The organism is Arthrobacter sp. 10N418 (assembly GCF_056394725.1).
Window position 1 is genome coordinate 20,180 of record NZ_JBFTIK010000021.1, and the last position, 14,510, is coordinate 34,689.

General features: G+C 67.8%; 14 protein-coding genes. 4 read left to right on the forward strand and 10 right to left on the reverse strand.

The window, feature by feature from the left end; genetic code table 11:
• Positions 1-97: 97 nt before the first annotated feature.
• Positions 98-757: a dihydrofolate reductase family protein gene (locus tag AC1DCZ_RS15650; protein WP_476896250.1), complete on the forward strand. Its 660-nt coding sequence runs from the start codon at positions 98-100 to the stop codon at positions 755-757.
• Between the two features lie 134 nt (positions 758-891).
• On the opposite strand, the gene AC1DCZ_RS15655 is transcribed toward AC1DCZ_RS15650, so the two are convergent.
• From AC1DCZ_RS15655 to AC1DCZ_RS15685, 7 genes are all read right to left on the reverse strand, one after another.
• Positions 892-1,299 (reverse strand): VOC family protein, encoded by a 408-nt coding sequence (locus tag AC1DCZ_RS15655; protein WP_476975404.1) that lies wholly within the window; start codon positions 1,297-1,299, stop codon positions 892-894.
• A gap of 279 nt (positions 1,300-1,578) precedes the next feature.
• Positions 1,579-2,142, reverse strand: coding sequence for a GNAT family N-acetyltransferase (locus tag AC1DCZ_RS15660; protein ID WP_476975405.1), 564 nt, complete (start codon positions 2,140-2,142; stop codon positions 1,579-1,581).
• Between the two features lie 127 nt (positions 2,143-2,269).
• The gene (locus tag AC1DCZ_RS15665) at positions 2,270-2,740 is read right to left on the reverse strand and encodes an SRPBCC domain-containing protein (RefSeq protein ID WP_476975406.1); all 471 of its coding nucleotides are present in this window, start codon (positions 2,738-2,740) and stop codon (positions 2,270-2,272) included.
• Positions 2,741-2,750: 10 nt separating this feature from the next.
• The gene (locus AC1DCZ_RS15670) at positions 2,751-3,395 is read right to left on the reverse strand and encodes a dihydrofolate reductase family protein (RefSeq protein ID WP_476975407.1); all 645 of its coding nucleotides are present in this window, start codon (positions 3,393-3,395) and stop codon (positions 2,751-2,753) included.
• A gap of 17 nt (positions 3,396-3,412) precedes the next feature.
• The gene (locus tag AC1DCZ_RS15675) at positions 3,413-3,733 is read right to left on the reverse strand and encodes an ArsR/SmtB family transcription factor (RefSeq protein WP_476975408.1); all 321 of its coding nucleotides are present in this window, start codon (positions 3,731-3,733) and stop codon (positions 3,413-3,415) included.
• 199 nt (positions 3,734-3,932) lie between these two features.
• Positions 3,933-6,692, reverse strand: coding sequence for a PEP/pyruvate-binding domain-containing protein (locus AC1DCZ_RS15680; RefSeq protein ID WP_476975409.1), 2,760 nt, complete (start codon positions 6,690-6,692; stop codon positions 3,933-3,935).
• A gap of 52 nt (positions 6,693-6,744) precedes the next feature.
• Positions 6,745-7,779, reverse strand: coding sequence for a universal stress protein (locus AC1DCZ_RS15685; protein ID WP_476975410.1), 1,035 nt, complete (start codon positions 7,777-7,779; stop codon positions 6,745-6,747).
• A 473-nt stretch (positions 7,780-8,252) separates the two neighbouring features.
• On the opposite strand from AC1DCZ_RS15685, the gene AC1DCZ_RS15690 reads away from it, so the two are divergent.
• Positions 8,253-8,891: an FAD-binding protein gene (locus AC1DCZ_RS15690; RefSeq protein WP_476975446.1), complete on the forward strand. Its 639-nt coding sequence runs from the start codon at positions 8,253-8,255 to the stop codon at positions 8,889-8,891.
• A 112-nt stretch (positions 8,892-9,003) separates the two neighbouring features.
• Here AC1DCZ_RS15690 and AC1DCZ_RS15695 read toward each other — a convergent pair whose 3' ends face one another.
• Positions 9,004-9,633, reverse strand: coding sequence for a copper resistance CopC family protein (locus AC1DCZ_RS15695; RefSeq protein ID WP_476975411.1), 630 nt, complete (start codon positions 9,631-9,633; stop codon positions 9,004-9,006).
• Between the two features lie 109 nt (positions 9,634-9,742).
• Between AC1DCZ_RS15695 and AC1DCZ_RS15700 the strand changes: the two genes are divergently transcribed.
• Together AC1DCZ_RS15700 and hutG are read left to right on the forward strand one after the other, a co-directional pair.
• On the forward strand, positions 9,743-11,185 hold the full coding sequence (locus AC1DCZ_RS15700; RefSeq protein WP_476975412.1) for an NCS2 family permease: 1,443 nt from the start codon (positions 9,743-9,745) through the stop codon (positions 11,183-11,185).
• A gap of 89 nt (positions 11,186-11,274) precedes the next feature.
• Positions 11,275-12,237 carry a formimidoylglutamase gene (hutG, locus tag AC1DCZ_RS15705; protein WP_476975413.1) on the forward strand — a complete coding sequence of 321 codons (963 nt, stop codon included), beginning with the start codon at positions 11,275-11,277 and terminating at the stop codon, positions 12,235-12,237.
• Positions 12,238-12,491: 254 nt separating this feature from the next.
• On the opposite strand, the gene AC1DCZ_RS15710 is transcribed toward hutG, so the two are convergent.
• Positions 12,492-12,737, reverse strand: a complete 246-nt coding sequence (locus tag AC1DCZ_RS15710) for a hypothetical protein (protein ID WP_476975414.1) — start codon at positions 12,735-12,737, stop codon at positions 12,492-12,494.
• A 152-nt stretch (positions 12,738-12,889) separates the two neighbouring features.
• Positions 12,890-14,482, reverse strand: coding sequence for a histidine ammonia-lyase (gene hutH, locus AC1DCZ_RS15715; protein ID WP_476975415.1), 1,593 nt, complete (start codon positions 14,480-14,482; stop codon positions 12,890-12,892).
• Between the last annotated feature and the right edge of the window lie 28 nt (positions 14,483-14,510).

A 14,510-nucleotide genomic window follows, 5' to 3' on the forward strand; every position in this document is an offset into this window, starting at 1 on the left:
GTGTACAGCGAGGCGTCATTCCCCCGTCGTCGCTCTTGAGTCGTTGGGTTCGATCACCATAAAGTGACTGCCAACGACAAGCACTTCAGGAGATGACATGTCCCTCGTCCGCGTGCATAACTTCTCGGTCTCCCTCGACGGCTTCGGCACCGGCGAGGGCCAGCAACTCGAGGCTCCGTTCGGCCACGCAGGCTCACGGCTAATGGAGTGGGCTTTCGAGACGCGCACCTTCCGCGCGATGGGCTTTCACGGGGAGTCGGAGGGATCCTTCGGCGTCGACGAGGCGTTCGCCAGCGCGTGGGGGCCCGGGATCGGCGTGGAGATCATGGGGCGCAACAAGTTCGGCCCTCAACGCGGTCCCTGGGAGGACGAGGAATGGAAGGGATGGTGGGGCGATAACCCTGTCTTCCACACCCCTGTCGTTGTTCTGACACACCATCCTCGGCCGGTACTTGAGATGGAAGGCGGAACAACGTTCCATTTCGTTGACGCCGACCCCGTCACCGCACTCAAGCAGGCCCGCGCCCTGGCCGGCGACCTCGACGTCCGGATCGGTGGCGGCGTCAGCACGATTCGACAGTTCCTCGAGGCCGATCTGATCGACCACATGCACATCGTCCTCGTACCGATCGTCCTGGGCCGGGGCGAACGGCTCTGGGATGGACTCGAAGGACTCGAACAACGCTTTGACATCGAAGCGACTCCTTCTCCGTCCGGAGTTCTCCACCTGGTCTTCACCCGCCGCACGGCCCGGTAGTCCGACTTGGGAGCCACCGCCCGTGGACGACCGTTCTCAAGACACTGCGCGAGTCTGCCTGCACCCCCGGGAATACGCAGGTTCGACGTGTAGCGGTTACCGTGTACGCGCCAAGGCAAGAGTGCCGGCGGCAGTCAGCGCGCGGACTCCTCGACCAGGGCGATGCGGTTGCCGTCGGGGTCCCGGAAGTACGCCATCGGCGGCATCGGACCGCTCTCGCCGCCCCTCACGTCCTCGAACTCGACGCCGCGCGAGCTGAACTCGGCCATGGCTGCTTCAAGGTTGGGCGTGTCGAAGCCAAACGGTGCCCTGCCACCAGGTTGCGGGTCCTCCTCGCTCATCGGCGGCACGAGGGCGATCACCGTATACGCGCCGACCGGAGCCACCTCGATCCAGCGGAAGCCCTCGCCGACGTCGTTGTCCGTGCGCACCTCGAAGCCGAGCTTGTCGCGGTAGAACGCGAGCGCACGGTCCTGATCGCTCACCGTGAGGTACACGGTGCCCACACCGGGGATGTGCTGTGCGGCTGCTGTATCGGTCATGCGGATACTCCCTCCGGGTGAATGGCCCACCCCACGGTGACGCTCATGGCTGACGTGCTCGGCAACGCGCTTTGGCTGTGACTACTCGTCTCACTTGAACACGTCTCGTTGCCAGTTAACCACGTGGCCCGCAGGCTTCAGCCCGGGACGGTGTCCCCTTGATTCCGGCTGCAGGCGGCCAGCCTGCGCTGCGCCCCGGGCGGCCGCCGAGCCAGTCGATGCGTCAGCCGTCGTTTCCGCTGAAGAATGTCGCGAATGCATACGTCGGGGCGGCGTCTGTCATTGAGCGATAAAAGGTCGTGTGCTCATCCATTCGGCACGAAGTATTGAAAATACCTCCTTGTCGTAACGATTCCCGTCGTAGACCCAGCTACTGCGAAGAACGCCGTCCGAATGCATACGCAGTCGCTGCGCGACAGCAACACTGCGGTCGTTGTCGGTGCGGCACCGCCATTCAACGCGAGACATTCCCCGCTCTATGAAGGCCCACTCCATGAGCAGTTCGACTGACCGGGTGATGAGGCCGCCGCCGACAGCATCGGGTTCGAGCCAGCAGCCGACCTCGCAAATGCCCCAGACGGGGTCAAACGTGACAAACATCACGCCTCCAACAATCTTGCCTTCGGCCCAGAGGCCATAGATGCGCGCTCCATCATTCGCGGTGGCTGTGGCGTAGCGCTGAAGGGTAGCGCGGGCACCGTCGATGGTGTCGGTGACAAAGGTCGGTCCGACCCACGGCCGGATATGGTCTCTTGCCCTGCTCATATGCTCGGCAAACTCGCCGGCGTGCCATGTCTCAAGAGGCTTCAGGACGACCCCGTCTCGCACGACTGTTTCAAACATTGTTTCTCCAGAGGTTTGCCCAGGGTTTGGTGGCCACTGGGGGTGGGTGACTTTCCCGGACGTGTGCGGCGGCTTCTTGGCGGAGACTGAACCAGTTCCGGCGCGTGAGAAGTCGCTGACGGGTGCGCTAGGTGCCTAAAGCGAGGTAGTTGCCCAGAGCCTGGAGCAGGCCCCGTGTGCCCTTTTCACGGACGTCGCTGTCAGCCCAGAACTGGTCGAAGAAGACACCCTGCTCGACGTGGGTGAATCGGGCGCCCTCGTCGATCGGGTCGAACTCCAAGGACGCCACCGACGTCGACGCGTGGATCCCGTCGAGCCACATGTCATACGTCGTGACGATGCGGTTGTGCTCGACGATGTCAGTGTATGTGGCCTCGTACCGAGAAACTGGACCGTTGTGAAATTTGCCCTCAGCGACGTCCCGTCCGCCGACGCGGAAGTCGAAGGCCCAATCGCGGGCCTCCATGCTGTTGCCGCCGCCCCACCAGTCCAGCTTCTGCTTCTCGTCAGCAAACGCGCCCCAGACGCGCTCGACAGATGCCGGGTAGTCGCGGGTCAGGGTAAAACCAGAGCGGGCGAGACGTCGTTTGATCGTCATGAGTACGTTCCTATCGCGTCAGGGTGACGTGGATCGTGCCGCTTTCGGCCACCTCGGTCGTTACTTGGTGGGTCAGCTCGAAGGCGCGCAGGTCATCCCACAGCCGGTTGCCCCCGCCGAGGAAGATCGGGGCCACCGTGAGGTGCAAGTCGTCCACCAGGCCGGCGCGCAGGAAGGCGCGGGCGGTGCCGTACCCGCCGCCCACGCGTACGTCCAGGTCACCGGCGGCCTCGGCCGCCTCCGCGAGCACGTCCTCAATCGCGGTGCTGCGGAAGTGGAACGTAGTCCCGCCCTCCATCGGGATCGACGGACGAGGTGCGGTGTGCGTGAGGACGTAAACCGGGGTCCCGAATGGCGGCTTGTCACCCCACCAGCCTTTCCAGTCCGGGTCGCCTGGAAATGCGTGGAGCCCGAACATGCCCGCTCCCATGATCTCGGAGCCGACGCCCTCGAAGGACGCGACGGCGTATCGATCATCGACGCCGGTCGTTCCAGCGCCGCTGGTCTCGCCGAATACCTTCTCCCGGAACGTTCGGGTCGCGCTGTATGCCTCCGTGAGGCGCCCCCAATCCGTGCCCATCGGATTGTTGGGCGTCGGGTCGGCTGGCGTATATCCGTCCAACGAGGTGAACAGGTCCATGCGAACGCGGATCATATCAGATTCCCTTCGGGTTAGATTGTGAGGTGGATGGCAAGCCGGTCCGCCTGGTGTTCTGCGGGTGTCCGCTGCTCGCCGAGCCACAGGTGCAGAACGTCGAGGGCACCTGGGCGCAGGCTAATGGTGCGGACGCGTCCGTGTTTCTCCGACCTGACCACTCCCGCGTTCTCGAGGACGCGCAAGTGCTGCATAAGCGACGGCAACGCCATCTCGAACGGCGCGGCGAGTTCGGACACGACCGCCGGGGACTTCGCCAATCGCTCGACGACGGCTCGGCGTGTGGGATCCGCGAGAGCGCGGAGCACGGAGTCGAGCTGTTCGTAATACTTAGGCACAGGCCTAAGTATTTTTGATGGAGGAGGGGTTTGTCAATCAATTCACGGACAAGCGTTGCGAGCCGTGACACATCTGAGCAGCCCAGGACGAAACTGGTCGGCTACGCACGCGTTTGGACGCGGCAGCAGGCGGTCCTTCTGGCCGCCAGGGTCCGACGCGAAGACCTCTACATGGATCTCTGCCGCGCCCGCGCTGGCTTCAGCCGTCAGCCCCGGGAGAACCGGGCGCAGCGCGCGATGACGCGTCTGGCGCTACGGTGCCGGCGGCGCCGTCGACCGTGATGCTGTGCCCGGTGGAAATCCGAGTCGTGGCGTCCGGTACGCCGACCACTGCCGGGATCCCGTATTCGCGTGCGACGACGGCGCCGTGGGAATTCGGCCCGCCCATTTCCATGACCAGGCCGCCGGCCGTCAGGAACAGCGGCGTCCAGCCCGGGTCCGTGGATGGTGCTACCAGGATCTCACCGGGTTCCAGGTGCGCGCCTTGCGGGTCCAGGATCACGCGGGCCCGGGCAGTGACCGTGCCGGCGGAAGCCGGTGTGCCGGACAGGATCCCGGCTGCGGCAGAAGCTCCGGCGTCAGCACCGGCCGCGGCGTTCTGAAGCGCCTCTGGCTCTGTGCCGTCCGAGAGCAGCACGCGGGGGATGTGCCGCCGGCCCAGTTCGGCCGCGTAGGCGTCGCGGCGTTGCTCCACGACCGCCTGCAACGGTGCGCAGTCCAGCCCGTGGCGGGCTTCGGTGAGGTCCAGGAAGAAGACATCATCCGCAGCGTCAATGCGCCCGGCCGCGGCCAGCTCCTCCCCCACCGCCGTGAGTTGTTGCCGGACCGCGCCCAGTGCCTCCACGAGGTAATACTTGGGCAGTTCCCGCAGGCCCGCGAACATCCGCGTCCGTCTCAGTGCCGCCCGGACCAGGCCCGCGCGCAGGCGGCTGTGTTCCCGGGCAGTGGCTACGAAACGCTCCACCTGGGCCTCCGCCTCGTGCGCCGCCTTGCTGAACTGACGGTCCGGGGCTTGGGCGGGGTCATCGAGCCGCAGATAGTTGGCCAGGACCCCCAGGATATGGGTCGGGTCATCGGACCAGCGCGGCATTCCGAGGTCAATTTCCGCCACCGCACGGTGGCCGTACCGGCTAAGAAAAGCCGAAAGTCCGGACTGCACGACGTCGGGAAGCCCTAGGGCCCGGTAGCGGCGCGCGAGCTCGGGCAGACTGGCGTCGGCGAACACGGCCACCGAGTCGGGGTGGGCTCGTATGGAGGCGGCGAGTGCCCAGAGTTCGAGGTCCATCTCGGTCGTCACATTATTGGGCAGTCCCCTCAGCACCGTCTGCAGTTCCGCCGCGGACGCCCTGCCTCCCAGCAGCTTTCCGGCCACGGCCAGCAGCGCAAACCCCAGCGCCGGCAGCGGCAGGATGTTGGGAACCACCTGAAAGACCTCCCGGCCCAGGATGCGCTCGGCATGGTCCAGCCGCTCGGCGGGGGTGGATCCGGCCGGGACCGCGAGCGAGCTCCTGAGCCGCCCGCCAACGCGGGCAGCCCGGCGGAGCGCGGCCTCCGGGCGGATCAGGCCGCGGAGCAGGGACTCCGGCACCCTGGCGTGGGCGGCTACCGGGGCGACGTGCCGCAGGAGCGGCCATGCTGACGTGACGGTGACGGAGAACCTGGCATCGGTGAAAAGCCGGCGCAGGACGGTGGCCGATCTGGCCTCCATGACATCGAAGACCTTGGGGACGATCGCGCGGCCGACGGTGCTGCGGACGACTGGCGTGAGGTCGAAAAAGATACGTTGCCCGGCCTGGGTATAGGGAGACGGGCCGTCGCGCGGCGCCGGCACCTCAAAGTGCGCCGCCTTGGCCACGGAGGAGGCAATGAGCCGGATGCCGGCGAGCCCCATCGGTGTCAGGGGCCGGGTCAGACCCTGGGCCAGGCTGAAGCACAGATACACGCGCAGCCCCTCCCCTGCCGGCGGCCGGTCCGGCAGCGGGTAGAGCGTGGTGATGGGCCTGGACTGCGTCAGCCATACGATACCGTCCGCACTGATGGCCCATTCAAGATCCTGCGGGGAACCGAAGTGCGCCTCGGCGCGGCGGCCCAGGCGTTCCAGCGCCGCGAGCTGTGCATCGTCCAGGCTGGCGGCTGCCCCTGCGCCGGGTTGCGCGACCCGCTCCGTTCCGCCTCCGGGCAGGGAGCGGATGACAAAGCCCTTGTCCCCGATCCGTCGCGCCAGGACCCTCCCGGTGGCGCCGTCCACCACGAAGTGGTCCGGGTTGACGGCCCCGGAAACGACTGCCTCGCCCAGGCCGGGGCTGGCATCGACGACGGCCTCGTGCCGCCGCCCGGTGACCGGGTTCGCCGTGAACAGCACGCCCGCGACGGATGCCTCCACCATGCGTTGAACCACCACGGCGAGCGCAACGGCGGCCGGGCTGATTCCTTGAGCGGCGCGGTATGTCACGGCCCGGTCCGTCCACAGCGACGCCCAGCACTGACTGACGGCGGCCAGCACCGCATCCGCACCGACCACATTCAGGAACGTGTCCTGCTGGCCGGCGAAACTGGCGAACGGCAGGTCCTCTGCCGTGGCGGAGGACCTCACGGCGACGGCAGCGTCGTCCCCTAGCGCGGCGTAGGCAGCGCGCACGGCAGCCGCAATGTCGTCCGGAACATCGGCGGACATGACCGCGGCGCGGGCCTTCGCAGCCAGCGCGGCCAGTGCGGGCAGATCGTCCGGGGCGGTGGCAGCAAGGGCGCTGTGGATGCCGCCAAGTCCCGCGGGCGCCGTGGCGCGCACGTAGGCCTGCGTGGTCAGGCAGAACCCGGCCGGAACCGGCAGCCCGGCCCGCATCAGTTCGCCCAGGTTGGCCGCCTTGCCTCCGGCCTGGGCCAGCATGGCCTTGCCGGTGTGCTCCAGCGCCAGCACCAAAGCGTCCGGGGGCGTTTCCGGTATGCCGGGCTGCTCCATGCGCCGTACTTCCCTTCAGCGTCGATGAAAGCGGGACTTCGGCAAGCGAGGGCTAGGAGACGCCGAGCATGGGTCCGAAGCTTGGTCGGTCCGCCAGCCGCGGGTCCTCGCGGTCAGGGACCACCATGACGGGGCCCTTGGCATGGTGCAGGACGCCGTCGGACGTGGATCCCAGCAGCATTCCGGCAAACCCGCCACGGCCGCGCGTGCCGACCACCACGAGTTCCACGTGTCGGCTGGCCTCGACGAGGATTTCGACCGGAGAGCCGTCCACGAGCTGCGTCTCCACCGTTAGCTGGGGGAAGTGGCTCTTCAGCCACGCCACGCCGGCGTCGAGCTGGACCTTGATATCGGCGAAGAGTGCTTCACGGTCCATCGGTGCGGGCACCCATGCCAGCGATCCGCTGTACTGGGGCACGGCGCACACCACCCGCAACCGGGCGGAGAGCCGCTCGGCCTGGGCCGCCGCCTCCAGCACTGCCACGCGGGCCTGTTCGGAACCGTCCACGCCCACCACCACGACGTTCTCGACGGGCTGGCGGCCGGACTTTGCCTGCTCAGCGAGGACGTGCTTGTCCTGCGTGGTTTCGCCGAGGCGGTCGGAGCAGATCAGCGGCACGGTGACGGTGGGGCACTTTGCATGGGCCGGCAGGGCGCTGCTGACGGAGCCGAGCAGACGGCCGACGAAGCCGCCCCGGCCGCGCGTGCCGAACACGAGCAGTTCCGCAGTTTCGGTCATTTCCAGCAGCACGCCGGACGCGTCGCCGTTCTCAACGGAGGCGTCGACGTCGATGTTGTAGCCGGAGACCTTGTCCAGGGCCTGCTTGAGGATGGCCTCCGCGCCTTCACGGATCACGGAATCGTCCACCGTGGCGTAACCGCCGTCGAGCCCTGACGCCGCGAAGATCGGCACCGAGTAGGCGGTCACAATGTGGAGCGGGCGCTGGCGGCGCTCAGCCTCGCGGGCGGCCCAGACCAAGGCGCAGTGGCTGTGGTCCGAGCCATCCACGCCAACCACGATCCCCCGGGGCGGCACCGACTCGCCGGAATTCCCTGACGGTTCCGGATGCACCTGTTCACGGCCCATGGGGTCCGCCTCCTCGCGATTCTTGCCTGATGTTGCGGCTATTCTGCCAGAAGTGTCGGAATCGAGCGTCCACCGGCATCGCGCCCCGAAAACTGGGCGCGGGAACCCCTGGTTTTCCTCACTATTCCCGGGTAGTCGCCAACAAGCAAGATGCCGCCCGGGGGCGCCAACGACACCCCCGGCAGCGAAATTTTACCCAGAGTTAACCCGGCAAAATGGCGGCGCGGGACTTTGGGATTTACGGCTGCCGACGGCCGCGGAAATCCGGAGAAACCGGAGCACTGCCGAATGTTCGGGGGGCCCTATTCACGGGCCGGAATGTTAGGTAGTCTTCGAGGCACTGCTGAACTGAGACTCGTCTTTCAGAACGCAGCCCCCTCGAGGGGCTAGCGTCAGGACGGCGTCTCGGACGGCGCTTGGGGCTTGCGCCCCGCAACCAGCACCATTCGAGGAAGGACCCTGCAGTGTCGAGCATGCCTGAATACGGCGGGATCGAGCGGACTACCGCCGTGGTGATCGGCACGGGACTCTCCGGCCTGGCCGTCGCCAGCGAACTGCAACGCCGCGGAGTGGCCGCCATCATTGTGGACGGCCTCGACCTGCTGGGCGCCGGGCATCCGGCCAACACCTCCTCGCTCCAACGCTGCGACGCCGCGGATGCCGCGACCCTCAGGGAACGCAACGAGATTCTGCGCCACCTCCGGAACTACGCTGCAAGCCACAAACTGGACGTCCGCAACAACATCCGGGCCCTGCAACTGGACCACTTGGACGCCGGCGCTGACGGCGCTGACGGCGCTGCCACACAACAGTGGGCCGTCCGCACGCCGGGCGGCGTCCTCCTGGCGGACCACCTCGTCCTGACCCGCTGCGCCCACAGCCAGCTGCGCCGAATGCTCTCCGACCTGGGTGTGGCCGCCGGCCAGAACCTGATGGCCGCGATGCACGCCCTCGGGATGTACCTCGTGGGCGTGGGCGAACTCATTACCCCCACGCCCAAGGAAGTCCTGCGGCAGGCGAAGGTGGTGGGCCAGGCAATATCCGTCAAGGTCCACCCGGGCGGCATTCCGTCCGTCCTGCCGCGGGGCTTCGCCCTGGCGGCTCCCGCATAGCCGGAGCATACCAACCCGGAGTCCTGCAGTTTCAAGACGCAACGCGGGGTCAGATACAGCCCATCCGAAGCCTTGCGATGGGCCGTATCTGACCCCGCGTTGCGTCTGTTGTTCAGCTGCCGCCGTCCGGGTCGTCGTCGGGCTCGACGTCGTCCGGGTCGTCGTCACCAGGGGTGAGGCGGCGCTTCGCCATCAGTCCGAGCGCGACCAGGATGCCTACCGCCGTTCCCACGAAGATCACGATGCTCCAGGGAAACGGCTGCGAGGCGTCCGGGGACTTCTCCGGCGCGGGCGTGGTGCCCGGCTGGGCGGTGCCCAGCGTCGGGACGGCAGCGGCCGCCGTCGAGCCCGCTGCCCCGGCCGTTGCCGTGGCCGTGAACGTGAAGCTGCCCTCGATGGGGTGGCCGTCCGAACTGGCCACCCGCCAGGCGACGGTGAACAGCCCTGCGGGGGCGCCCGGCTTGACCTTCTCGGAGGCGACGTTGTCCACGATCTCCACGGGGCCGTCAGCCCAGTTTGACCCCGCGGCATCAGTCACGGCGATCTGCGAACCGATCGCCAGCGGATTGTGGTTGAACGTGACCGAGACCTTCTCCGGCGGCGCCGGCACCGTGGCACCCGCGGCCGGGCTGGTGGACTCGGCGGCATCGTGCGCCGACGCCGGACCGACGGCACCCAGCAGGGCCGCGGCGAGGACCACGGCGCCAAGCAGGGCGTTCAGAAGCTGTCGGATGAGGCGCATGGGCGGAGGGCTCCTAGTGTTGTCTTCCTTACAGACTAGGCGAAAACGCCGGGTGGGCCCGCGCCCGCCTAATAGGATGCAGGTAACATCCAAGACTCCCGGAGGACCAATGCTTAAGCAGGGCTCTGCACTCGATCGGTATTTTAAAATTTCCGAGCGGGGGTCGAACTTTTCGCGCGAGATCCGCGGCGGCTTCGCAACGTTCTTTGCCATGAGCTACATCGTGGTGCTGAACCCGCTGATTCTCTCCGGCCCCGATTCCTCCGGTGCCACGCTCGGGTTCCCGGCGGTTGCAGCCGTCACCGCTTTCGTGGCCGGCATCCTCACCATCCTGATGGGGGCCTGGGCCAAGCACCCGTTCGCTTTGGCAACCGGGCTCGGCGTCAACGCTTTCGTCGCCGTCACGGTCGCCACCAACCCGGGCCTGAGCTGGCCGGACATGATGGGCCTCGTGGTCCTGTCCGGTGTCACGATGCTGATCCTGGTCCTCACCGGGTTTCGGACCGCAGTGTTCAAGGCTGTTCCGGACGGGCTCAAGACCGCGATCGTCGTCGGCATCGGCCTCTTCATCGCCCTGATCGGCCTCGTCAACGCCGGCTTCGTGCGCCGCATCCCGGACGTCGCCGGCACCACCGTCCCGGTCGGCCTGGGCTTTGACGGCAAGCTCCTCGGCTGGCCCACGCTAGTGTTTGTCTTCGGCCTGATCCTGACCATCGCCCTCGTGATCCGCAAGGTCAAGGGCGCCATCCTGATCGGGATCGTGAGCTCCACCATCCTGTCCGTGATCCTGGAATTCACCCTCCACATCGGCCCCAGCTTCGACGGCAAGAACCACAACCCGCTGGGCTGGTCCCTCGTGGCGCCCAAGTTCACCGAGTGGGCCGCCCCGGACCTGTCCCTGATCGGCAAGGCCAACCCATTCGGCGCGTTTGAGCACCTGGGCTTCGTCGCCGCGACACTCCTGGCCTTCGTGATCCTGCTCAGCATCTTCTTCGACGCCATGGGCACCATGGTGGGCCTCGCCACCGAGGCCGGGACGATCGACAAGGACGGCAACATCCCCAACGTTGACCGCGTGCTCCAGGTGGACGCCCTCGGCGCGATCATCGGCGGCGGCGCGTCCGTCTCCTCCAACCAGATCTACGTCGAATCCGGCGCCGGCATCGGCGAAGGCGCACGGACCGGCGTCGCCTCGATCGTGACCGGCCTGCTGTTCCTCGTCGCCATGTTTTTCACCCCGCTGATCAACCTCGTTCCGTTCGAGGCCGTGGCCCCGGCACTCGTCGTCGTCGGCTTCATGATGGTCTCCCAGGTCGGCAAGATCGACTGGCAGGACTGGGGCATCGCGATCCCGGCCTTCCTGACCTTCACCCTCATGCCGTTCACGTACTCCATCGCCAACGGCCTGGGTGCGGGGTTCATCGCGTTCGTCCTGATCCGCCTCTTCCAGGGCCGTGTCCGCGACGTGCACCCGCTTATGTGGGCTGTGGCCGCGGCGTTCCTCCTGTTCTTCGGCATCGGCACCATCGAAGCCGCCCTCGGAATCCACTAGGCGGCCTTCAATGGGAAGTTTCCGGGATTCCGGACGGTCCGACGGGGGCGCGGCTGGTTTTCGGGCGCCGGCTGGGGTGAGCTAGGACCATGGTTTCTCCCGCGCTCACCGTTGATGTCCCGCCGCAGCCCTGGACCGGGCGGTTCGACGGCGAGGGCGCCGACCACTGGCGCTGGTGGCAGTCCGTCACCCATTCCGCCCCGAAGGCGATCCCGGCCGCCGCCACGGCACGCACGCGGCCCGCCGTCATCCTCGGCTTCTGCAGCGATGAGGGCGTACGCCGCAACAAGGGCCGCACCGGCGCCGCAGCCGCCCCCGCCGCGATCCGCGCCGCGCTCGGGCCGCTCGCCTTCCACCTGCAGCGGGAAGTGCACGACGCCGGCGACGTCACCGTCGCGGGCAACGCGCTCGAGGCCGGCCAGGCGCGCGCCGGACTGGCCATCACCCGGTTGCTCGACGCCGGCCAGCTTCCCGTGGTCCTGGGCGGCGGCCATGAAACCGCGTACGCCAGTTACCTGGGCGTGGCCGGCTCGGCTGCTGTCCGTGAGGGCCTGCGGGTGGGCGTGCTGAACCTGGACGCCCACTTCGACCTCCGCGACGAACCCGTGCCCAGTTCCGGCACCCCGTTCCTGCAGATGGCCCGGGCGGAAGCCGCCGCAGGCCGCGAACTCATGTACGCCGTCGTCGGGATTTCCGAGCCGAACAACACCCGGGCGCTGTTCCGGACCGCGGAGGGGCTCGGCGTGGACTACCTGCTGGACGAGGACTGCTCGCCGGAGGCAGCGCACGCGTTCGTGGCGGCGTTCCTGGCGCAGGTGGACGCGCTGTACCTGACCATCGACCTCGACGTCCTGCCGGCCTCGGTAGCGCCAGGGGTGAGCGCACCGGCCGCGTACGGTGTCCCGCTGCCGGTCATCAGCGCCGTGTGCCGCCAGGTGGCCGCGAGCGGGAAACTGCTGCACGTGGATGTGGCCGAACTGAACCCCCGGTTCGACATCGACGGCCGGACGGCCAAGGTGGCCGCACGCCTGGTCAATACGCTGCTGGGGTAGGCAACTCAGGGCTGGACGGCCGGCATTGAGACCAGGGCAGGCTGCCGGTCTGGCCCACCTTTCAACAAGAGCCACCGCGCCCGGCCCCGCAAACGGGGTGACACCCGGTCAAAACTGGGGAAATTCAGCGGCCGCCTGCCGAAGCGTCCAGCACGAGGCCCCCAGGAAGCAGAAAGTCCCCGCCCTCCGGGGCGAGCGCCACGCAATGCGGCGGCCGGTCCGGTGGACGGGGACTTTCTGCTGACGACGTGCGGCTAGCTGCGCCGCACCTGAACGCCGTCGGACTTCAAGAAGAGCACGTTCTCCGAGGGCACCGGCGGCCCCGCCGGGACGAGCCAGAGGACGTTGCCGCTGAGTGAGACTTCTTCGACCTCACCGGCGGCCAGAACCTGCGCGTGCTTGAGGATTTCGACCCGGTCACCTGCCTTGAGGCTTCTCCAGTCAGAAACCGTAGTGGCTGACGCCTGGCGTCTGGACAGAACCGTCCCGCGTGCTTTCATTGAACTTTTACCCCTTTGTATATGTTCTTCGCCACAACATCATTGGTGCGGACTTTCCCTTTTTACTACACTTCCCGGGCCCCCGCCGTCCGGGTCGCCAAAGATTTCGGGGGCGCCGGGAATTGCTCAGCTGCAGTGCACTTTGTTTCTCGTCAGGCGAGATTTCCGACGGCGGATTCGGCCGCCGCCCGGACCGCCCCCGACGCCACCAGGGCGTCCGCCGCTTCGAGCTCCGGCGACAGGAACCTGTCCGTGCCGGGACCGTCGACGACGTCGCGCAGCGCCGCGATCACGGCGGTCCCTGCGGGGCCCGGGGTGAGTTCGCCGCCGGAGAGCTGGGTGCGTATGTCCAGTGCCCGGGCAGAGGTGACCAGTTCGATCGCCAGGACACGGCGCAGGTTCTCTACGGCGCGGCGGAGCTTGCGTGCCGCGTGCCAGCCCATGGACACGTGGTCTTCCTGCATCGCCGAACTCGGGATCGAGTCCACCGACGCCGGGACGGCCAGCCGCTTGTTGTCCGAGACCAGCCCGGCCTGGGTGTACTGGGCGATCATGAGGCCCGAGTCAACGCCGGGGTCCGCGGCCAGGAAGGCCGGCAGCCCGTGGGAACGGGCCGGGTCCAGCATCCGGTCGGTCCGGCGCTCGGCGATGGAGCTGAGGTCCGCGACGGCGATCGCGAGGAAGTCCAGCACGTAGGCCACCGGGGCGCCGTGGAAGTTGCCGTTGGAGCTGACCCGGCCGTCGGGCAGGACCACCGGGTTGTCGATCGCGGCGGCCAGTTCCCGGGAGGCGACCAAGGCTGCGTGGTCCACGGTGTCGCGGACGGCGCCGGCGACCTGGGGTGCGCAGCGCAGCGAGTAGGCGTCCTGGACCTTGGTGTCGTTGATCCGGTGCGAGGCCACGATCGGGGAGTTGGACAGGACACGGAGCATGTTGTCCGCCGCGGCGGCCTGGCCCGGGTGCGGCCGGAGGGCGGCGTGCAGCTCGGGCAGGAACACCTGGTCGGTGCCGAGCAGCGCCTCGACGCTGAGCGCGGCGGTGATGTCCGCCGTCGTGAGCAGCTGGCGGATGTCAGCAATGGCCATCAGCAGCATGCCCAGCATGCCCTCGGTGCCGTTGACGAGGGCCAGGCCCTCCTTTTCGGCCAGGGTGACGGGTTCGATCCCGTGCGCGGCGAGGAGCTCGGCGACGCTACGTCCGCCCTTGCCGCCATAAAGCTGACCGTCGGGGCCGGTCGCTTCGCCTTCGCCCATGAGGACCAGGGCGCAGTGGGACAGCGGCGCGAGGTCGCCGGAGCAGCCGAGCGAGCCGAATTCGCGGACCACCGGGGTGATGCCGGCGTTGAGCACATCCACCATGGTCTGCAGCACGACGGGGCGGACGCCGGTGCGGCCGGAGGCCAGGGTCTTGGCGCGCAGGAACATGATGCCGCGGACCACTTCGCGTTCCACGGCCGGGCCCATGCCCGCGGCGTGGCTGCGGATCAGCGACTTCTGCAGCTGCGTGCGCAGTTCGTTGGGGATGTGCCGGTTGGCCAGCGCGCCGAAGCCCGTGGAGATGCCGTAGGCCGGGGTCTCGCTGTGGGCGAGGTCGTCGATGTGGGTGCGGACCTTGGCGACCGCGTCGAGGGCTTCCTGGGAGATGGCCACCTGGGCGTCGTGGCGGGCGACGGCGATGACGTCCTCGGGGGTGACACCGCTGGAGCCGAGCGTGACGGTGAGCGGTGAGTGGGTGGTGATGGTCATGATAGTTCCTACTCAGTTCTCATCGATT